This is a genomic window from Paenibacillus sp. FSL H3-0469, assembly GCF_038051945.1.
Taxonomy (GTDB): Bacteria; Bacillota; Bacilli; order Paenibacillales; family Paenibacillaceae; genus Paenibacillus_AQ.
In genome coordinates this window covers 6,633,849-6,654,437 of record NZ_CP150302.1, presented here as the reverse complement: position 1 = coordinate 6,654,437, position 20,589 = coordinate 6,633,849, and the positions used below count along the sequence as shown (strand labels likewise).

Annotated in this window: 14 protein-coding genes and 1 riboswitch; of the genes, 2 read left to right on the top strand and 12 right to left on the bottom strand. The window is 54.2% G+C overall.

What is annotated here, in order from left to right; all coding sequences use genetic code 11:
- Positions 1–228: 228 nt before the first annotated feature.
- Entirely contained in the window at positions 229–4,635 is a 4,407-nt protein-coding gene (locus NSS83_RS28980; protein ID WP_341346996.1) for a bifunctional 2',3'-cyclic-nucleotide 2'-phosphodiesterase/3'-nucleotidase, read from the bottom strand.
- Between the two features lie 319 nt (positions 4,636–4,954).
- Between NSS83_RS28980 and NSS83_RS28975 the strand changes: the two genes are divergently transcribed.
- Positions 4,955–5,656: an HAD-IA family hydrolase gene (locus NSS83_RS28975; protein ID WP_341187796.1), complete on the top strand. Its 702-nt coding sequence runs from the start codon at positions 4,955–4,957 to the stop codon at positions 5,654–5,656.
- A gap of 96 nt (positions 5,657–5,752) precedes the next feature.
- Here the strand turns inward: NSS83_RS28975 and mqnC are convergent, their stop codons facing one another.
- The 3 genes from mqnC to metA form a co-directional block, all read right to left on the bottom strand.
- Complete coding sequence (gene mqnC, locus NSS83_RS28970) at positions 5,753–6,889, bottom strand: cyclic dehypoxanthinyl futalosine synthase (RefSeq protein ID WP_341187795.1); 1,137 nt, start codon at positions 6,887–6,889, stop codon at positions 5,753–5,755.
- Positions 6,890–7,119: 230 nt separating this feature from the next.
- Positions 7,120–8,286 (bottom strand): aminotransferase class I/II-fold pyridoxal phosphate-dependent enzyme, encoded by a 1,167-nt coding sequence (locus tag NSS83_RS28965; RefSeq protein ID WP_341187794.1) that lies wholly within the window; start codon positions 8,284–8,286, stop codon positions 7,120–7,122.
- A 48-nt stretch (positions 8,287–8,334) separates the two neighbouring features.
- Positions 8,335–9,252 (bottom strand): homoserine O-succinyltransferase, encoded by a 918-nt coding sequence (gene metA / locus NSS83_RS28960; protein ID WP_341187793.1) that lies wholly within the window; start codon positions 9,250–9,252, stop codon positions 8,335–8,337.
- A 116-nt stretch (positions 9,253–9,368) separates the two neighbouring features.
- A riboswitch (SAM riboswitch) is annotated at positions 9,369–9,500 on the bottom strand.
- 427 nt (positions 9,501–9,927) lie between these two features.
- Between metA and corA the strand changes: the two genes are divergently transcribed.
- Positions 9,928–10,863: a magnesium/cobalt transporter CorA gene (corA, locus tag NSS83_RS28955; RefSeq protein WP_076158913.1), complete on the top strand. Its 936-nt coding sequence runs from the start codon at positions 9,928–9,930 to the stop codon at positions 10,861–10,863.
- A gap of 165 nt (positions 10,864–11,028) precedes the next feature.
- Here corA and NSS83_RS28950 read toward each other — a convergent pair whose 3' ends face one another.
- From NSS83_RS28950 to NSS83_RS28915, 8 genes are all read right to left on the bottom strand, one after another.
- Positions 11,029–12,051 (bottom strand): HRDC domain-containing protein, encoded by a 1,023-nt coding sequence (locus tag NSS83_RS28950; protein ID WP_341346995.1) that lies wholly within the window; start codon positions 12,049–12,051, stop codon positions 11,029–11,031.
- A gap of 167 nt (positions 12,052–12,218) precedes the next feature.
- Entirely contained in the window at positions 12,219–13,100 is an 882-nt protein-coding gene (locus NSS83_RS28945; RefSeq protein WP_341187791.1) for an ROK family protein, read from the bottom strand.
- 460 nt (positions 13,101–13,560) lie between these two features.
- A complete protein-coding gene (locus tag NSS83_RS28940) occupies positions 13,561–15,093 on the bottom strand; it encodes a cobyrinate a,c-diamide synthase (RefSeq protein WP_341188119.1) in 1,533 nt (510 codons plus the stop codon).
- Between the two features lie 70 nt (positions 15,094–15,163).
- Positions 15,164–16,303 (bottom strand): cobalamin biosynthesis protein, encoded by a 1,140-nt coding sequence (locus NSS83_RS28935; protein WP_341346994.1) that lies wholly within the window; start codon positions 16,301–16,303, stop codon positions 15,164–15,166.
- A complete protein-coding gene (cobM, locus tag NSS83_RS28930; RefSeq protein WP_341346993.1) occupies positions 16,296–17,099 on the bottom strand; it encodes a precorrin-4 C(11)-methyltransferase in 804 nt (267 codons plus the stop codon). Before cobM ends, NSS83_RS28935 begins: the two co-directional genes overlap by 8 nt.
- Complete coding sequence (cobI, locus tag NSS83_RS28925; protein ID WP_341346992.1) at positions 17,096–17,971, bottom strand: precorrin-2 C(20)-methyltransferase; 876 nt, start codon at positions 17,969–17,971, stop codon at positions 17,096–17,098. The genes cobM and cobI overlap by 4 nt, the downstream gene beginning before the upstream one ends.
- A gap of 30 nt (positions 17,972–18,001) precedes the next feature.
- Positions 18,002–19,228: a precorrin-6y C5,15-methyltransferase (decarboxylating) subunit CbiE gene (cbiE, locus tag NSS83_RS28920; RefSeq protein WP_341187787.1), complete on the bottom strand. Its 1,227-nt coding sequence runs from the start codon at positions 19,226–19,228 to the stop codon at positions 18,002–18,004.
- The gene (locus NSS83_RS28915; RefSeq protein ID WP_341188118.1) at positions 19,221–20,294 is read right to left on the bottom strand and encodes a cobalt-precorrin-5B (C(1))-methyltransferase; all 1,074 of its coding nucleotides are present in this window, start codon (positions 20,292–20,294) and stop codon (positions 19,221–19,223) included. Before NSS83_RS28915 ends, cbiE begins: the two co-directional genes overlap by 8 nt.
- Between the last annotated feature and the right edge of the window lie 295 nt (positions 20,295–20,589).

Sequence of the window (20,589 nt, the reverse complement as noted above, 5' to 3'; positions counted from 1 at the left end):
GCAGCTACAAAGGGGTAAACCAACAGCCGGTACCGGAGGAAGTTGCAGCCTGAGGCTTCCTCTCTCTGAAACGGTCCAAAGCAAGCGGTTCATATCTTCGTCAACGCTGATAACATGAATTAAGGCAATTATAAATCTCAGCTTATCTTCCGTCAAGCGCAAAACGGCTGCCCGGCCTCAGGGCAGAAAAAGGCCCGAGCTATTTCAGCTCGGGCCTTCTCTCTGACTTTATGAAGCTTTGTTCTCCAGCATACGGAAGATGATCACCGCAGCCTGGGCACGGTTAGCCATACTCTTCGGTGCGAACTGCTTGGCATCCACACCGTTAACGATACCAATCTGAGTCAGCTGTGCCACTGCCTGCTGGGCGTAAGGGGCAATCTTGGCCTTATCCGTGAATTTGTTCAACGTTGCAGCGTCAACCGGCTGCAGCTGACCCTTAAGGGCATTCGCGATCATAATCGCCATTTCCTCACGGGTAATCTCACGGCCCGGCTCGAATTTACCATTGCCGGAGCCTTTTACAAGACCTGCATTCACCGCCGCAGCAATCGTATCGGAGTACCAGACTCCCTGCTTCACGTCGCTGAATTTCGCAGGTGAAGCTGAATTGCTCAGTTCGAGTGAACGAACCAGCATGGTTACGAATTCTGCGCGGGTTACACTCTTCATTGGCGCAAAGTTCGTGCCGTCCATCCCTTTGATAATGCCTTTGGCTGCCAATGCATTAATGGCATCTGCGGCCCAGGATACCTTACCCAGATCCTTGAAGGCTACAACAGGTACAGCCGGGCTTGGCGTTGGAGCTGCCGTTGCGGCTGGTGTTGCCGAAGGAGCCGGACTTGGAGTGGCCGAAGGCGAAGCCGTTGGCTTAGGTGTTGCAGTTGTAACCGGTCCAGGGTTACCTGGGTTCGGGTTCGGATTAGAGCTAGGACTAGGGCTCGGAGTAACCGTTCCAGGGTCTTTCTCCACATTGGTGATCCGGCCTTCAATGGCAGCGGTGATGGCACCGCCTTTGAAAGTGTTGACGATATAATCATAGAATACATCCAGGTCGATCGGTCCGGCCAGCGAGGAGCTTGCCTCAGTCAATACCTTATAATTGTCGCCGCCCGCAGCCATGAAGTTATTGACTACAGCCGTGTAGCTCTTCGACATTTCAATAGGTGTTCCGTCTGTCTTCGTCAGGTTAGCCACACGTTCTGCAACCGGCAGGTACATGTTCGCTGTATATTTCAGACCTGAGATTTGCAGGGTCTTCGTGTCTGCGGTGCCGTCAGCTTTAACTGCCCATTGCTGCTGCAGCAGAGTCTTGATCTGCTGTCCGGTCAGCGTCAGCTTCACCAGCGTGTTGCCGAATGGCTGAATCTTCGCCAGATCCCCGAATGCTACATTGCCCTTCGGAAGATCCGCACGGATACCGCCCGGGTTCATGAAGGCGAAGTCAGCAGGAAGAGTAGAACCGTCTTTGAAATCAGCGCTGCGCATCGCATCTGCAATCAGGTTACCCAGCGCTGATTCCTTAGTGTAAGCATCTGTACGGGTTACTGTACCGTCAGTAGTTCCTACAGGCTGAGTCAGCTCAGGGTGAAGATTCAAATAGTGGTCTACCAATGCCTTAGTTTCAGCATCCGGTGCGATTTTACTCTGAACTGTGTTCGTTACAGTAGCCGTTTTACTCTTCACTGTACCCGTAACTCCGTCAATCACCAGCTTGATGTCTTCAAAAGCCGTTCCGTAAGAGTAAGCCTGAACGATCAGCTTACCGTTAACCGTATCATTGGCATAGCCATGATTGTCTCCGGCTACGATAACATCAACCGGGGAATCCGCCGGCAGCGCATTGGCCAGATCCACAGCTTCACCGGTGGATACATTCTTTTTGGTGACTGGATCAACCTTGGTAGTAGCCGGATCATGGGCCAGCACGATGATCGTATTGACGCCCTTGCTCTTCAGCTCGGCCGCATATTTCTCAATCGCCGCGACCTCTTCCTCGGCACTCAGGAATTTCACACCGGCTGTACCGGCTGGCGATACTTTGCTTGGCGTTGCTTTGGTCACAACTCCGATGAAGCCGATCTTCACGCCGCCAACTTCTTTTACTACATAAGGGGTGATAATAGGTTTACCAGTAGTGCTGTCTACTGCATTAGCATTGATATAATCGAAATCTGCGCCACTATGAACAACTTTCTCGTTCTTAGGGTCCTTACCGCCATAGATTTGAGCCTTCATAGCCTCAACACCTTGGTCAAACTCATGGTTCCCCAGGGTGCCGACGTCGAACTTCATGAGATTCATCCATTCCATCGTAGGCTTGTCGCGTTCCAGTGAAGATACCGGAGCGGATGCACCCACAGAGTCGCCGTTGTGGAACAGCAGTGAATTCTCATATTTGGCACGGGCTTCCTTCAAATATGCAGCAAGTGTTGCCGCTGTGCCTACTGCTTCCCCGTTCACCACCGAGGTAGTGTCCAGTTGGCCGTGGAAGTCATTAATGCCCAGCAGATGGACTTCAACATCTCCCGTTGGGGTTGGAGCGGATTTTTTCAGGTCAAGGTTGTAGATTTCAAATTTATTGACATCTTGAATTCCCGTAGCAGTAATGTTGGCAGGAGCGACTTCTGCTGCTCTAGGTGAAGACGGGAATGTTACAGTAACATTGCCTTCAATAGGTGCAATCGACCAGTTGTTGTCTGCGGTAGGATCGACTGTTCCCGCTTCCTTGATGTAATCCATCAATACCTGGCGGTTCTCCATCTGAGAATCAATAATCATGTTAGCGCCTTTGACGCCCGGGAAGTTCCCCCCGCCGCTTGCACGGTAGTTGTTGGTAACAACCACGAATTTCTGTTCCGGATCTAGTGGCTTGTCGCCATAAGTGATGGAAGTGACCCGGCTGGAGGACTCATCGTTTATGCTGCCATCCGGTTTGTACTTCGCATTGCGGGTGACATCAAGGGTATATTGAATACCGTCAATCACATCGAAATTGTACACAGCAAATGCTGAATTCAAAAGCGGTTGAGGCGTGGAGATGGATGGCTTGATGCGGTTAAACGCTCCTGCACTCATCTCTACCCATTCTTTGACGGTCGAACCTTTAACTACAATCGCCTTCAGCGTGTTGTCGTACAGATATAGATCGCTTGCACTGGCAATCGTAAGGTCGCCTTTCTTAATATCTGTATACTCATCAGGGCCGTTGCGTCCAGCCTTGAACGGTGCACCGACGCTCAGGATCGGCAGGTTTCTATAACCGGCCAGATTTTCGTTCGTATGAATCAAATTAGATACATACTGCTGCTGGGCATAGGTTACGATCTGGACTGTCGGATCATCCTGCACCATAGCAAAATAGCTGTTCATCGGCGCAGATGTTACACCAAGCGGCTGATTCACGTAATCAATCGTAGCTTGATGTGCCGTTCCTGCAAGATCTTCAATAGCGGTGTCAACGGCTGCGCCAGCAATAGAGCGCGTAGAAGCCTTGGAGGCTGTTTTGTCTACTGTCCACTTGCCGCTGCTATTCTGGGCGATTTTCAGATCAATAAGACCCAGGTAACCCCCGCCATAGCCAGCTTGAACTGCCGGAGTTCCATTAATGTGTCCGTTGGCATTATCTACCTTGGCTACATCATTATCATAAGGTTTATTGGTGGACGGATCTTTGAAGGAAGCATCCAGCTTGCTGTCATCCCCGTTCGTCGGGAATACCTTGTGGGTATGCGAGAAGGTAATGGCATCAATGCCCTCAACCTTGCTCAGCAGGTTAATGACATTCTCTGCATTTTCACCAGAGGCAGCCGCATCGAACCCCGAATGCGTCATGGCGACGATAACATCGACACCTTTACCCTTCATTTCTGGAACAAACTTCTTCGCCGTTTCCACAATATCCTTAGCAGTTACCCTGCCCTCCAGGTTTACCTTGTCCCACTCCATAATCTGCGGAGTAACCAGACCCAGGAGGCCGACTTTAATTGTAACGGTGTTGTTCTTGCTGTCCTTCACTTCTTTATCGATGATTTTATAAGGAGTGAATGTATTTTCACCATCGGATACATTATAAATATTTGCATTGATATAAGGGAATTTCGCACCCGTAGACTCTTTATAAGTTACACTGCTCACATTGCCTTTAACGGTCCGGTCCAGATAATCCAATCCATAATTGAATTCATGATTGCCGAAGGTTGCTGCATCATAACCCATGAGGTTCATAGCTGCGATTATCGGATGAATCTGGTCTTCGCTTTCCCTGAAATCAGACACTTGGGCCATATACGTTCCCAGCGGTGTTCCTTGAATTAAATCGCCGTTATCCAGCAAAAGGTTGTATTTCCCCTCTGCTTCACTGCGCGCAGTCTTTACTAAGGTTGAAGTACGGTCCAGACCTACAGTCGCGGAGGCGGCACCCTTGAAATAGTCCCATCCATATACGTTCGTATGAACATCAGTGGTGCTCATCAAGCGTAAATTAATGGTTCCCGGATTTGTTATCACCGGAGAAGCCTCAGCCTTTCCTGCCTCCAGCACAGGAACATTGAATACTCCGCCCAGCATCTGTGCTGCCAGAACTGTGGTAGCCAATAAAGAAGCTATCGGCTTGTTCCATCTTCTCTCTCCCATAAATCTAATTTCCTCCCTGTGATTGCTATATTATTCTACCACTGTCCGAAAAATTGTATCATAGCCCTACCTATGAATCTATCAAAATGCATTAACTCTTATAAATTGTTGTGTAAAATCTCACATTAATTCATCGTTTTTTGTAAAAAATAACGATATCATTTTACAATTAAGTGAAGAATTAAGTGAACAAAGCGTAAAAAAGCCTATTCAATTGGTCTCCGCCTGTTGAACAAGTTAAATAGGAAATAAAAACAGATTACTTACTCTTTTATAAATAGATTTTTACAATATCATAGGATTTATAGGGGGAGTTGAAATGACTATACAAAAACCTGTACGTGGTATATTTCTCGACCTTGGCTGGACGATTTTCCGCCCTGCATCAGGTGATTGGAGGATAACATTAAAAGCGTTGGAATACATAAATCCACAAATTCTAGGGTCAATACCACAAGAACAATTGAATACGGCAATTTCAAAAGCAAATGAGCACCTCAAAAATGAAGTTTACAAAACTGAAGATGAGGAGCTTGAAAGGTATACAAATTATTATAAAACACTGGCTGAATGGTTACCTGAAATTCACCTTACTAACGAACACGCTGAAATCATTGCATATGATAGAGTGTACAATGATGCTAATTATGTTTTTTTAGATCATACAAATCAAACCATTGAAGTCCTGAGCGCAAAGTATAGGATTGGAGTTATTTCAGATACCGACCCGTCGGTCAAAAGAGTTCTTAAAAATGCCGGTATGTATAATTATTTTGATAATATGACACTTAGTTTTGAACTTGGAGAAAGCAAACCTAATCCCGGCATGTTCAGCCATGCACTTGATGCGATGCATTTGCCGGCAACTGAAACAGTATTTATCGATGATTATGAACAGAACTTAGAGGGTGCAGCAGCACTGGGTATCCAAGCAGTATTAGTCCTATCAAGACCGAATTCTCAAGCAAGCACAAAATATCTAAACATCAAAAAGCTAGCCGATTTATTATCCTATTTATAAAAATGGAACAAGCATTGCAGTTGAGCAACAAAAATAACGGAGTAAAAACTACAATTTGTAGTTTAACTCCGTTATTTTTGTTTTCTTTATTTCATTCTAATTCTGCATTATAAAATCATTGTCAATCTTCGCATTCGCATCCTCGAACGTGCGCAGAATATCATAACGCGTGTTGCGCTGCGCTGGGATCTTGCCAGCTTCGCGGATGAGCTGCGTGATCGATTCGATGTTGACCTTGTAGGTCGCGCCTGCCGAGGAGACTACGTTCTCCTCGATCATCGTGCTGCCAAAGTCATTGCAGCCGTATTGCAGGGAGAGCTTGCCTACTTCAGGACCCATCGTAACCCAGGAGGACTGGAAGTTCTTGATATTGTCCAGTACCAGGCGGCTGATGGCTACGGTCTTGAGGTACTCCTCCGGGGTCTGGCGGTCCAGCTTCAGATTCGTATTATCCGGCTGGAAGGTCCAGGAGATGAACGCCAGGAAGCCTTCGGAATCATATTTGTTCGCAATGCATTCGTCCTGGGCTTCACGGACACGCAGCAGATGCAGCGCCCGTTCTTCCATACTCTCGCCCAGACCGATCACCATCGTGGCTGTTGTATTCATGCCGATCCGGTGTGCGGTCTGCATGACGTCCATCCACTCGCGCCAGGAGCCCTTGAGGCGGCTGATCTTGCGGCGGGTACGGTCATCGAGAATCTCAGCACCGCCGCCGGGCAGGGAATCAAGGCCTGCGGCATGAATCTCACGCATGACCTGTTCCAGCGGCAGGCCAGAGACCTCAACCATTTTCATAATTTCCGCAGGTGAGAAGGAATGCATTGTAATCTCCGGGAAGCGCTGCTTGATGCCGCGCAGAATATCCGTATAGTAGCTGAACGGCAGATTCGGATTCGTGCCGCCCTGCATCAGAATTTCGGTTCCGTTGACGCTCATGGTCTCCGCAATCTTCTGATAGATTGTCTCATCAGGAAGCACATAGCCTTCCTCCGAACCGGGTCTGCGGTAAAAGGCGCAGAAGCGGCAGTATACATCACATACATTGGTGTAGTTAATGTTGCGGCCGATGACAAATGTTGTCACTGGCTCCGGGTGCCAGCGCTTCATAATAACATCTGCGGCAGCACCCATTTTCTCAATTTCATTGCTCTCGAACAATGTGACCGTATCTTCCAACTGAAGACGTTCACCCTTCAGTGCCTTATCCAGTATAAGATCGACTGCACTCACTGTTGACGGCCTCCTCTTCATCTATGAAGTCTATGAGATAAATACAATTTGAAATAAAAATAGTCCGTTCTCCCATCGTATCACAATCGGCTGTTCTTGAAAAATGTTTCGCTGCGCAGGACCGGTAATTGACCTTGTCCCAGGCAAAATTAAACAGCAGCACCCGAAGGCACTGCTGCTTGTACGTTCTGCGAATCCCGCAGGCCGGGCCAGGTCCGGGGCGCATCGTCTTATTCCAGCTCGCTCCGGGCAGCCTCCAGAGCCTGCCCCAGATCAGCAATCAGATCATCTACATGCTCTATGCCGACTGAGAAGCGCAGCAGCCGGTCATCCACGCCTACAGCATCGCGGATTTCAGCCGGAATATCGGCATGAGTCTGTATCGCCGGATAGGTCATCAGCGATTCAACGCCGCCCAGACTCTCGGCGAAGGCGATTAGCTTGATATGGCGGAGCAGCGGCTCCACATAGCCGGCCTCTTTTACCTTGAAGGAGAAGATCCCGGTGTTGCCGGAGGACTGGCGGTTCTGAATAGCATAGCCCGGATGGTCCGGCAGGCCCGGGTGGAAGACCTCGGCAATCGCCGGATGCTCCTGCAGATAACGGGCGATGGACAATGCGTTGCTCTCATGCCGCTCCATGCGCAGGGCGAGGGTCTTCATGCCCTTCATCAGCTGGTAGCTGTCATTCGGTGCCAGAACCGCTCCCAGCGAGTTATGCAGGACGGCCATTTCAGCCGACAATTCTGCGCCCTTGGTCACAATCAGCCCAGCCAGCACATCGTTATGCCCGCCCAGATACTTAGTCGCACTGTGAACCACGATATCTGCTCCAAGCTCCAGCGGGCGCTGGAAGAACGGAGTCAGCAGCGTATTATCTACAATCGTGAGCAGCCCGTGACGGCGGGCCCAGGTACATACGGCTTCGACATCCGTAATCATCATCAGCGGATTGGTCGGCGTCTCAATGAATACGGCTTTTGTCCCCGGCTGGCGGGCCGCTTCCAGTCCATCCAGATCGTTCGTATCTACATAGGAGGCACTGATGCCGTATTTGGAGAGAATCCGTTCCAGCAGCCGATAGGTTCCGCCGTACAGGTCGAGCGACACGATGAGATGGTCCCCTTGTCCAAACAAGGTGAACACCGTAGTCAGTGCAGCCATACCGGAAGCGCAGGCGAAGCCGGCATCCCCGGATTCCAGGGCTGCTGCCGCTTCTTCGAGTACAGAGCGGGTAGGATTTTTGGTGCGGATGTAGTCAAAGCCTGTGCTCTGCCCAAGTCTAGGGTGACGGAAAGCCGTCGCATGATAAATCGGGTAATTAATGGCCCCGGTGGCGGGGTCCTCCATCGAACCAATCTGTGCCAGTCTGCTCTCAATTCTCAGTTTCTCATCCATCTCCATTGCCTCCTGATTAATTACTTCTATTAAGAATAAGTTAACCTCTTAGATAAATGCCCCGATATCGTAAGGAGTCTCCTGGTATACATAGTAATTGAGCCAATTAGCGAATAATAAGTTCGCATGGGCGCGCCAGACTGCCGGCGGAGTACGCGTCGGATCATCCTTGGGATAATAGTGCTTCGGCAAGGCAACCTCCAGCCCTTTTGCGATATCCCGGTCATACTCCCATTTCAGCGAGAAGGGATCGTACTCCGAATGTCCGGTAACAAAAATCTGCTTCCCGTCATGCGTAGCCACCAGGTACACCCCGGCTTCCTCGGATTCTGCCAGAATCTGCAGCTCCGGGTTCCGCTCAATATCTTCACGGGAGACATCGGTATGGCGGGAATGCGGAACATGGAACACTTCATCGAAGCCGCGCAGCAGCTTGACATTATTATGGCTCATCGTATGCGGAAACACTCCGAAGCATTTGTCCGGCAGACTCACCTTGCGCACGCCGAAGTGATGATACAGCCCTGCCTGCGCCGCCCAACAGATGTGCATGGTCGAGGTAACATTTTGCTTGCTCCACTCAAAAATCACTTTCAGCTCTTCCCAGTAGTTGACATCCTCGAATTCCAGTTGTTCTACGGGAGCGCCCGTTACGATCAAGCCGTCGAACCGGCGGTGACTGATCTCATCAAAGGTTACGTAAAAGCTCTTCAAATGCTCAGCCGAAGTATTCTTCGATGTATGGGAGCTGGGATGCAGCAGAACAACATCCACCTGAAGCGGGGAATTCCCGATAAGGCGCAGCAGCTGGGTCTCAGTAGTTTCTTTGGTAGGCATCAGATTCAGGATGGCGATCCGCAGGGGACGGATATCCTGATGGAAGGCCTGGCTTTCATCCATTACAAAAATATTCTCACCGGATAACACTTCTTTGGCCGGCAGGCTGTCGGGAATTTTGATAGGCATTGCTGTTCACTCCTTAACTGAAATGGGGTTCCACTTGGTGGTTCAACCTGAGGCAGGGTAGCGAAAAAAGACCTTTCCCGGGCGAGAAAGGTCATATCATGCAGTCATATGCGCCCCTCTCATCTGCCAGAGAACTTCCGCCGGACGAATAACGCCCTGCAAAGCTTCCGCAAGAATTAGCACCGTGCGCTCACACGCCGGTTGCCGGGTTTCATCGGGCTAGTCCCTCCACCTGCTCTTGATAAGATTTAGCTGTATTCAGTTGAATAACCTTAAGCATCCGAAAGATGCTTTTTCTTAAATTTCACTTTAAATCATGAACCTCCTTTTCGTCAAGTCCATACAATGCTGAAGGGGCCTTATGACAGAAAACAATTTCTCTTGTAAGACCCATATCCCGGCGTTATACTAGACAAGTGTTTCAACCAAAATAAACGGCGAAAAGAAGAGGTGAGAGAACAATGGAAGGCGACCCGGGCTCGCGAATATGCGTGCAGAATGAACAACCACACAGGATTAACATCAGCTTGCCGGCGGCGGGAGCCCTTTTTCTTCATGCTCTCGGACCGTCTTTTGGCCTTCATCCATGATTGTACCACCGGCCAAGCTGATTTTTTCCGTGTGCTGAAATTAGCATACCCCTGGAGAAGACCAGGGACATAAGGAGTGAATCAGATGAAAATCCGGCTGGTAAATGCAGGGGTTTTTACGCCTGTTGACAACATTGAAGAAACTTTAACCGCCCCTGCTGAGGGGTTCTACTGGATTGATGCCGATGTGGAGGACCTTGTAGAGCTTCAGCCTATATACGGCCTGCATGATCTGGCTGTGGAAGACTGTCTAAGCGAAGAGGATCAGCGTCCGAAGCTGGAGATTTATGAGAGTCATTATTTCATCGTGGTGAACAGCATCCGGTTCGATGATGAGGAAATTTTCCTCCGTGCGCTCAACGTATTCCTTGGCAGACATTATATTATTACCGTTACGAAGCAGAAGATCCATGAGCTGCGTGTCCTGAAGCCCGTACTGTGGGAGCAGGAGGTCAGTACGCCTGACCGCTTCCTGTATCTGCTGATCGACCTCGTTGTCGACAACTTCTTCTCGGTCGGTGACCGGATTGAAGCGCGGATCGAGAAGCTGGAGGAAGACATCCTCATGCATACCAAGAAATCGCATCTGAGCGAAATCATTGGTCTGCGCAGTGAGATTCTCTGGCTGAAGAAGATGCTCGGCCCGCAGAAGGAAGTTATCAACACGCTCAACAAAAAGGATCTTCGCCTGATCGACGATCAGCTGCAGAAGTATTTCAGTGATATCTATGAGAATGCAGTCAAGATCTCTGAAACCTTCGAAACGTACCGCGATCTCATGGGCAACTTACGCGAAGCTTATCAGTCCAGTATTGCGAACCGCGCCAATGAAATCATGCGTGTGTTTACGGCAATTACCACCATATTCATGCCGCTGACCGTGATTACCGGGATCTACGGCATGAACTTTGACAATATCCCGGAGATCCACACCGAGTACGGCTACTATGGCGTTATTGCCGTCATGGTGACGCTAGGCTGCGGAATGCTCATTATCTTCCGTAAGAAGGAGTGGCTATGAAGCAGAGCGGACGAATACGAAGGACGAAGGCACCGTATACCCGGTTATTCCGGGACCCGGCGAGCCTTCGTCTTTTTGGTATGTCCCCCGTATGTAATGCGTCTGCGCTGCCCAGGAATGCGGGTCATCAGGACTGCAGATTGGGGCCGATGCAGGCCGTCAGTCTCAATCATTATTGAGGAGTGATACCCCTAACGCGGCCGGATGCTCCCGCCGGAAACGGATGCGGATCAGCCGCAGGCGTTCGTAATACAGATCGAGTCCGTCGGCAGGAACGAAAGGTTCGCCGTAAGCTTTGTAAAGGACAGGCTTCAGGAAGTTGTCGCCGATCAGTTCATAGGCTGTCCAAATATTGTTCTGTTCTTCGGGGCTCACTCCGCTCAGCTCCAGGGCAATAAGCTTCTCGGCCGAGTATCCGTCCTTCTCCAGTTCCTCTACCACTTCAAGCACTTCACGGCGGGACACTCCGCTAAGCACTCTGAGCTGCTCCATCCCTTGCCCCTCTTCGATCCCCTGCAACAGAACACGCCGCAATCTCAGCCGCTCCAGCTCCTTCTTGTACTTAAGCTCCTTCTGCTTATAATGCCAGGATACGAAGCTCTCTTCGTCTATGGCATGATTCACCCAGCTTAGCGGAAAATCATGCTCACGCTCGGCCGCCGCAGTGATACTGAGCCAGTCTGCGCCATGCTGTGAGGCTTTGCCTTCACCTACACCTGGAAGCTGCCGCAGCTCTTCCTCCGTGTGGGGAAGAAATGCGCTGATCATGCGCAGCAGACGGTTGCTGGCCAGGATATAAGGCGCCTTCCGTTCGCTGGAGGCCTTGCCCCTACGCCAGGTGCAGAGCTCCTCGAAGATGTCTTCATTCCCGTACTGCTCACTGTAATACTGTAGCCTAAGCTGCTCCTGGCTGCGGCTGCTGAGATTATCCTCCTCATGGAATACCCCGTCAATCAGCGGGCGGTAGCCCTCCCCCATCTTCACGGCAAGCTCGTGCCGGTATACGCACAGCATCTCATTCCATGATCCGCCTTCATACCACAGGCTATCGCCCGTCTCCTGCTCGCCGGAGAAGTCACGCCAGCCCAGACGCCACTGCCCCTCTTCCTCTCCAATCCACAGCTGGGCAAAAACCTCCCCGTCCACTCCTGATCTTCTGCACAAACGGTTCATAAATACGATCTGCATATGAATCCCTACTTTCGTCGTCTTACAGTACGCATGACATATTTGAACGCAAAAAAGCACCTCTCCCACGAAATTCGTGAAAGAGGTGCTTCCTCTTAAATGCTATACTGTTAAAACCTAGAATACCATATATTACGTAACAGTCAATGCCTTTTTGTCAGGAGATCCTATTTGCGGTCCAAAGCCAGCTTGGCCAGACCCAGTGCGCCCGACAGACCGGCGTTATCTCCAAGCTGCGGAGGCACAATATAGCTGCCGATCTCTTCATTGAGCGCCGGATGCTGCACATATCCGCCGAGCAGCTCCTGCAGCTTGGCATGAATCAGCGGGAAGAGCTGGCTCTGCTTCATCACACCGCCGCCCATTACGATCTTCTGCGGCGAGAGAATCAGCACATAGTTCATAAGAGCATGAGCCAGATAGTGGGCCTCCATCGCCCAGGCCGGATGATCCGCAGGCAATTCGCCCGCCGGCTTCCCCCAGCGGTTGCCGATGGCCGGACCTGCTGCCAGACCCTCTAGGCAATCGCCGTGATAAGGGCAGAAGCCTTCGTAGTGGTCCTCAGGATGACGACGGACCAGAATATGGCCCATCTCAGGATGGGACAGCCCGTGAACGAGCTTCCCGCCTACCACGGCACCGGCACCGATTCCGGTGCCCACCGTGATATAGAGGCAGCTATCCAGACCTTGCGCTGCCCCCCAGGTGTATTCGCCCAGCGCTGCGCCGTTCACATCTGTATCGAAGCCGATCGGAACCTGGAATTGCTCCTCCACGGCTCCCACCAGATTATAGCCGCCCCAGTGCGGCTTCGGTGTGGTTGTAATATATCCATAGGTGGGGCTGCCGATAACGGGATCAATCGGTCCGAATGAACCGATGCCGATAGCCTCCACAGCTTTTCCGCTGAAATAATCCATTACCTGGCTCATAGTCTCCTGAGGAGTGGCAGTCGGAAAGCTCACCCGGTCGATAATCGTCCCGTCCTCATTCCCGATACCGCATACAAACTTCGTTCCCCCTGCTTCAATCGCTCCCAACAATTTCACTGCAGCGTTCCCCCTTCTCCTGATGCATCCATATGCTGTTGCTTCTATAAACTTTGTTTACCACGATAGATTCTCTTAAAGCCGGCTTCAGCCAATATGATAGTTTCATCTGAATGCGATAGACTCTTCTAATACAAAAATGCCTGGTTAACCGGCCCGGCGCGGTGATTAAAGCGTTCTCTTGTCCTATTATACGTGGCTCTTAAACGTATGACAAGCGGTTGACATATAGTAGCCAGAAGTGATTTGCTGATGAGTCTTTGGGTGGATTGAACGGGAACGGGGTATAGTTGGATTTTCTACACTTGCTAATGAACGAATGGCCTATGCTGGAACAGTAGTTGGAAAAACAACACTTCATTTCGTCCATTTTAGCTACAATAGCCAAAGGTGATATGAACAGATGCTGTTTCTCCGCTTGTTGCCGGACATCCCATGTAAATCCATAAATTAAGATACGTTATTCCACCTGTTGGTTGCAGGAATCGGAATCATACTGCTGCACAGCTTGTTTGCGGCCACGATAGGTCCGGCATGCTGCCACAAGCCTGGCTGCTGCCGGGAGATGGGAGGCCAAGTGAATATGCGCATAAGCAGCCATAATGCTGCCGCTGATGTAGCCTTCCGGCTGGCTCCCCCCTCTGCCCTTACTCTCATAGGCATAGGTCCGGGCTTCCCTGTCAGGATAGCTCATGACGGAGTAATGGAATTCATGGCCGCGCAGGCGTTCGCCCTGCTTCAACAGCAGACAATCGTGAAGTGCCGTAACTTCACGATAGCCGAGCGCTGCCCGGCGTTCCTGCATCACGGTGTGGGCCGGAACGATTCCGGCCATCTCATGCACCGTGCCGTTGCGGTCAGTCAGACTACGGGCTAGCACCATGTAGCCGCCGCACTCCGCATACAGCGGCATTCCGGCGGCTGCGGCAGACCTCAGTCCGCCGAGGAACAGCTGGTTCGCGGCAATCCCCGCCGCGAATTCTTCCGGGAAGCCGCCGCCGATATAGATGCCGTCGGCTTCCGGCGGAATACCTTCACCGCTAAGCGGGCTGAAGTACACCAGCTTAGCACCTTCACGTGCGAGCAGCTCCAAATTATCGGCGTAGTAGAAGTTGAACGCCGCGTCCCGGGCTACGGCAATGACCGGACTTGGCTCCGCCGGGCCTGCCTGTGTCTTATGTATGATCTGCACAGCAGATTTACACTGGTCAGCCTCATATGTAAGTGGGCGGACTTGCTGGTCCGGCGTCTGCACGCAGGCAGGCAAAGCTTCTTGCTCCGCCGCCACAGGGTGCGCCCTCAGAGCCGGAGCAGCAGGAGCAGCCGCAGCAAGCTCCAGCAGCCGCTCCAGATCCGTGCCTTGCTCCAGCATGTCGGCGGCACGGTCGAACAAGGGCGCAAGCTCCCCGCGTTCCACAGCGGGCAGCAGGCCCAGATGCCGCTCCGGGATGTCCAGCCCGCTGTCGCGGGGGAGCCAGCCGATCACGGGAATCCCGCAGGCTGCTTCAATGGCCGCCTTAACTAACCGGTAGTGACCCTCGCTGCCGCAGCGGTTCACCAGAACGGCGGCAATCCGCACCTGCGGCTCCAGTTGCCGGAAGCCCAGCACAATCGCCGCCGCACTGCGGCCCATGCTGCGGACATCGACCACCAGGAGTACAGGGCTGGCGGTCAGGATGGCGATTTCCGCCGTTGATCCGGTCAGTGCCGTATCCTCCTTGCCGTCATACAGCCCCATGACACCCTCAATGACGGACAAGTCGGCCTCTGCCGAAGCATGCAGAAAATACTCCCGCAGATAATCGCTTGAAGTCATCCAGGAGTCCAGATTTCGTGAGGGACGGCCTGTGACCGCAGTGTGATAGGCGGGATCGATGTAGTCAGGGCCGCATTTGAAGCCCTGGACGTTGAGGCCCCGCCGGGCAAAAGCGCGCATCAGCCCCAGCGTGACCGTTGTTTTGCCCGAGCCGCTGCCTGTGCCTGCGATGACCAGGCGGGGTCGCGCCTGCGGCTCCCAGGGGGCTGATCCAGGCTCTTGCTCATATCCTGCTGCTTTCCTCGGCTCATTCACTGCTGCTTCCCTCCTTCTCTCCGGGATAGACGATTCGGGCTACGGCGATGGTCACATTGCCGCTCTTGTGCTTAGGCAGCAGGAGCGAATGCGCACCTGAAGACAGCAGCGCAGCAGGTTCACAGACACCGTAAGCCCCCGTTGCCCTGAATACTACCTCAGACGGATGCTCCAGTTCAACTGTATTTAGCTGCTCCGGGGTGTACAGAACCAGCTCCCAGCTGTATTTGGCGCACAAGGCCAGCAGCCCGGCTTCATCCCCCTTGATCCCGGCCGTCGCCACATTCCGCACACTTTGGAGCGACAAATGAAGCTCATTCAGAGTGTGCAGGACCACGGCCTCCAGCTCTTCCGCAGACGTCCCGCGGTTGCAGCCGAGTCCGAGCACCAAACTGCGCGGACGATACACTACAGTGTATTCGGCCAGAGCAGTATCTGCCGGTGCGTCCTCCCCCGGTTCCTCTGCCAACCGGTCACTTACCACAATCGCGGCACTGAAGCTGCGTCCGCTATGCCGAAGCTCAGCCCTGCTTGCGAACATAGAGACATGCTCCGGCACCTCAGCACCCGGCGGCAGCCAGTCATGTTCCCCGCTCTCCTGTACGAAAGCCACCGGCTCCCCGTTAACGAGCGCAGCACTAACCCCCTTCATGGGGGTGAAGCTGTCAGCGTGCCAGCCGTATTCCCGGCCCAGCAGGTCAACAGCGAAGGTGCCCTGTACATCCGAAGCTGTGGTGATCACCGGATGACTGCCCAGCAGCCCTGCAATCTCCAGTGTCAGCCTGTTCGCTCCGCCGAGATGGCCGGAGAGCATGCTGATGACATGCTCCCCGCGCTCATCGATGACGATGACGGCAGGATCGGTTCTTTTATCCCGCAGCAGCGGAGCGCTCAGCCGGACAGCCGCCCCCAGCGAGAAGAACAGAATGACCGCCTCATAGCTCCCGAAGAGCTTAGGAAGCAACCCTCTGACTGGTCCGTCAAAAACAGTGATCTCTCCGCTCCGCGTCTCCAGCCCGCCGTTATACTTGGCATAGACAAAGACCTCAGTCCCGCCAAGCTGCGCACCAAGCTTCACTGCCAACTCTATCCCGCTGCGCGTAATGGCAACAGCCGCGTACCGCTTACTCACCGGAGCCAATTCCTTCCCGGCAGCCGTGGGTAAAAGTCTTGTCGTACAGCTTGGAGCGGTGCTGATCGCGGTCCGTCAGCCCGGGGTCCAGCGCCCAGCCGGCCAGGATCATGGCATGCATCGTAATGCCGGCAGCCTGCAGGTCCGCCTCCAGCTTCTCAACCGTTGTCCGCAGAATCTGCTGATCCGGCCAAGTAGCCCGCTTCACGACCGCCACCGGGGTCTCTGGGCTCCAGCCTGCGGCCAGGAATTCACTGCTCACATGGCCGGCCAGTGATGCACTTAGAAACAGCGCCACCGTGCAGTGATGCTCCGCCAGCTTGCGCAGCTGCTCGCGTTCCGGGACAGGCGTGCGCCCTTCCGCACGGGTCAGGATGACCGTCTGCGTCAGCTCCGGCACGGTCAGCTCTGCGCCAACCGCCGCCGCAGCGGCAAAAACCGAGCTGACGCCCGGCACAATCTCGCAAGTGACGCCGCAGAGCTTCAGCAGCGACATCTGCTCCAGAATTGCGCCGTACATGGCGGGGTCGCCGGTGTGGACGCGGGCTACGCTTTTACCGGACTGCACGGCAAGCGTCATCAGCTCCACCTGCTGCTCCAGATCCATGCCCGAGCTCTGAAGCACCTGCGCACCGGGCTTGGCGCTGCGGATCAGCTCCTCGCTGACCAGCGAATCTGCATACAGCACCAGATCTGCCGAGCGCAGAATCCGGCTGCCTTTTACCGTAATCAGCTCCGGGTCGCCCGGTCCGGCTCCGACGATATATACCTTCGACTCTAACCTCTGCTCCGTCATTTGCTCACCACCATCAGACTGAGGTACTCCACTTCCTTGCCCCGCAGGTCCCGCGCATCGCGCCAGACGGTCTCATAGGGGGAGGTTACCTTGGTCACCACCGAGGCACGGCCGGACAAGCCCAGCTCCTCCAGCACATCCAGCACCAGATCCAGCACCTTAGCCACCTTCAGGAACACCACCGTATCATGATGCAGCAGCGCTTCCCGAAGCGCCTCCCTGTCGTCCGTTGCCGGGATGATCCCCACCCGCTGATTGCCGTCTGCCAGAGGCTGCTCCAGCGCCGCCGCTGCGCCCAGCACGGAGGAAATTCCCGGAACTGAGACGACCGGCACACCGGGATGCAGCTCCTGCATCAGCCGGGACAGATGTATGAAAGTACTGAAGAGATTAGGATCGCCTTCGGTCACAAAAGCCACATCCCGCCCCTGTCTCAGCTCTGCCCAGCACAGCTCTACCGTGCGGGTCCAGCCGCCAGCCAGCAGCTCCGGGTCCTTCGTCATCGGAAAGACCAGTCCGAGCATGATTTTGTCCTGCGGGTCTACATGCAGCTCTATGATTTCATAGGCATAGGATTTGCCCCCTTTCTTGGTAGCCGGGTAGGCAATCACCGGACATTCCCGCAGCAGGCGGCAAGCCTTAAGCGTGATCAGCTCAGGGTCACCGGGGCCGACACCTACGCCGTATAACGTCCCGATCGCCCGGGGAGTCAGTCTTTCCTCCAGCGCCAGCTCTTCACTATCCAGCGGGTCAAACAATGCACTGGCCGCCTGCATCGCTGCTTCTGTCCACAGCGTCCCGGCCGCTTCTCCTGACGATATTTCGTATCCATCCGCAGCCTGCTCACGCGGCGAAGTTACATCGGTCTTCATTGCGGGTTCCTCCTTCGTTTTGTCTGATGATTAATGAAGCCTCCGGCCGCTGACCACATAGACGGGATTCATTCCGTCGAACCGGGTCATGCCGAGAATCGGCTTGCCGCGGGACGCCTGAAGCATCGTGACCTCGCAGGCCAGCCCTGCGGCCTTAAGCGCCTCCATGCTGCCATGCAGTGTCTCCACCGTAATTGCCCCAACCACAATCCGGCCCTCCGGGCGAAGTCTGGCGGCGCTGTGCGCAATAATGTTCGCTAATTCCCCGCCGCTGCCGCCGATGAAGACGGCATCCGGGTCAGGCAGAGCAGCTAGGCCCTGCGGGGCCTTCTCTTGAATGATTTCGAAATCCGCCCGGAACTTCAGACGGTTCGCTGCCATGTTCGGCAGGTTCTCGGCACTTTTTTCCAGCGCGTAGACCTTCCCGAGCCTGGCGATCCGCGCGCATTCCGCAGCCACCGCACCCGAGCCGGAGCCGATATCCCACACGACTGCATCCTCGGACAGGTTCAGCTCCGACAGCACCAGAGCGCGAACCTCACGCTTCGTAATCAGGCCCTTCTCCGGCTTACGCTGCCGGAACGCCTCGTCCGGATAAGCGAATCCGCGCCTCACAGGAGCAGAAATCTCTTGCTTATGGCGCAGAATCACGACGTTAAGCGGCGCGAACTCCCTGCTCACCATCTCCTCCAGCGTCCAGAACCGGCAGACCTCCTCTGCTCCGCCAAGCCGCTCACAGATAAACGCCTCATATTCCGTCATCCTGAACTCCTGCAAATAAGAGGCAATAACCGCAGGAGTGTTGTTCTCGTCTGTCAGCAGGGCGATTTTGTGCTTGCCGTCGATCCGCTGGGCCAGTCCCTGAATGGGACGCCCGTGCAGACTGATCAGCTCCGCATCCTGCCAGCTGTCCCCGAGCCGCGCAAACGCAAGCTGCACGCTGCTATAATGGGGGATCACCTCCACATGCTCCGGCCCGAACCTGCGGACGAGATACCCGGCAATCCCAAAAAAGAACGGGTCCCCCGAGGCCAGCACCACCGTCCGCCGCTTACGCCACACCTCCTCCAGCTTGTCTGTAAAAGGCTTGAGCCCGCCTTGCAGCACGATTTTATCCCCTCTATACCTGCCGAAAAAATTCAATTGCCGCTCGCCGCCCAGCAGCACCTCGCTGTTGTTCACAATACTTAAGCTATCCGGTGTCAGGCCGCCGGCGCCATCCTCACCGATCCCGATCACGTAAATCAGGTTATCCATGAATCTCCGCCCTTCCCAGCACCCGGCCCTTCATTGTAATAAGCACCATTTCTACAATCATGCCTCCGTTCATATGCGCCAGACTCTGTTCACAGGCATGCCTGCACAGCTGCTCGAAAAAAATGTGATTCCCCGCCTCAGTCATCATATCCACGACCTGCGAGGCTGTGTTGGCGGCAGCAATCTCCTGCACCTGCTCCGGGGACGCTCCTGCACGGCCTGCTACGGAGGCCAGAAACCCGAAATCGACGGGCGCGTTCTTGGAGTGAATCAGCATGGCCCCTTGAGCCACCTTGGAGAATTTGCCGGCCATTCCGACGAAGGTAACCTTCCGAATCCCGTAAGCCTTGGCATGCTCCAGCGAGAAGCCTACATATTCCCCCATCTGGATAAAAGCTTCCTCCGGAAGCTCCGCGAACATCGCGATGGCGTATTTCTCGCTGCTGCCGCCTGTGGTGAGCACAATCTGCCGGTTCCCCGCCGCAGCCGCCACCGAGATGGCCTGAACCACACTCGCCTTATAGGCCTCAGTGGAGAATGGAGTCACCACGCCCCGCGTGCCCAGGATCGAAATGCCGCCCAGAATACCCAGCCGGGGATTCAGCGTCTTCTTGGCAATGTTCTCGCCTTCCGGCACGCTGATGACTACCCTCACCCCCCGCGCTGCACCATGCTCGTCCAGCACGGCGGTTACCGCCTCCTGAATCATCCTCCGGGGCACCGGATTAATCGCCGCCTCTCCCACGCCAACCGGCAGCCCCGGCTTTGTTACCCGGCCGACACCGCGGCCCCCGTCAATCTCCACACCCGGCTGATCCCGCCAGCTCACCGCCGCCTCGATCCGCGCCTGATGTGTCGCATCCGGGTCGTCTCCGGCATCCTTAACCGTGGCACAGCTTGCCGAGTGTGATCCTGTACGCTGCCAGCCGGTCAGCTCAAAGGTATGACGGAACCCGGCCGGCAGATCGATCTCTACCGCAGGCAGACTCTCCCCTGTAATGAGCAGGGTTGCCGCACCTGCGGCTGCCGCTGCGGCACAGGCCCCTGTCGTGTAGCCCCTGCGCAGTGGGGGAACAGGCGCTGCCTGTGCGGATTCGGGATCGGGCGATCCGGGGCCGGGCGCTTGTGCAAACGCTTCAGGTGCCTGAGCGAATCCGGGTTCAGTAGCCTGCTGCATCTGCACAGCCATCTGCCCGATCCCGGGGCCGCTTGCTGGCTCCGGCCGCTCAGCTGCCTCTGTGGATTCGGGAGCGTCCACTTGCTCCAGCCGCTCGGCTGCCGCTGCGGATTTGGGGTCGCCTGCTGGCTCCAACCGCTCAGCAGCCTGATCGAATCTGAGTACATGCGCTTGCTCTACCTGC

Coding starts and splice junctions, on each gene's coding strand:
- NSS83_RS28965 (WP_341187794.1), bottom strand. CDS start 8,286: ATGGATGAGAAACTGAGAATTGAGAGCAGACTGGCACAGATTGGTTCG.
- cobI (WP_341346992.1), bottom strand. CDS start 17,971: ATGAAGACCGATGTAACTTCGCCGCGTGAGCAGGCTGCGGATGGATAC.
- NSS83_RS28980 (WP_341346996.1), bottom strand. CDS start 4,635: ATGGGAGAGAGAAGATGGAACAAGCCGATAGCTTCTTTATTGGCTACC.
- cobM (WP_341346993.1), bottom strand. CDS start 17,099: ATGACGGAGCAGAGGTTAGAGTCGAAGGTATATATCGTCGGAGCCGGA.
- corA (WP_076158913.1), top strand. CDS start 9,928: ATGAAAATCCGGCTGGTAAATGCAGGGGTTTTTACGCCTGTTGACAAC.
- NSS83_RS28975 (WP_341187796.1), top strand. CDS start 4,955: ATGACTATACAAAAACCTGTACGTGGTATATTTCTCGACCTTGGCTGG.
- NSS83_RS28950 (WP_341346995.1), bottom strand. CDS start 12,051: ATGCAGATCGTATTTATGAACCGTTTGTGCAGAAGATCAGGAGTGGAC.
- metA (WP_341187793.1), bottom strand. CDS start 9,252: ATGCCTATCAAAATTCCCGACAGCCTGCCGGCCAAAGAAGTGTTATCC.
- cbiE (WP_341187787.1), bottom strand. CDS start 19,228: ATGGATAACCTGATTTACGTGATCGGGATCGGTGAGGATGGCGCCGGC.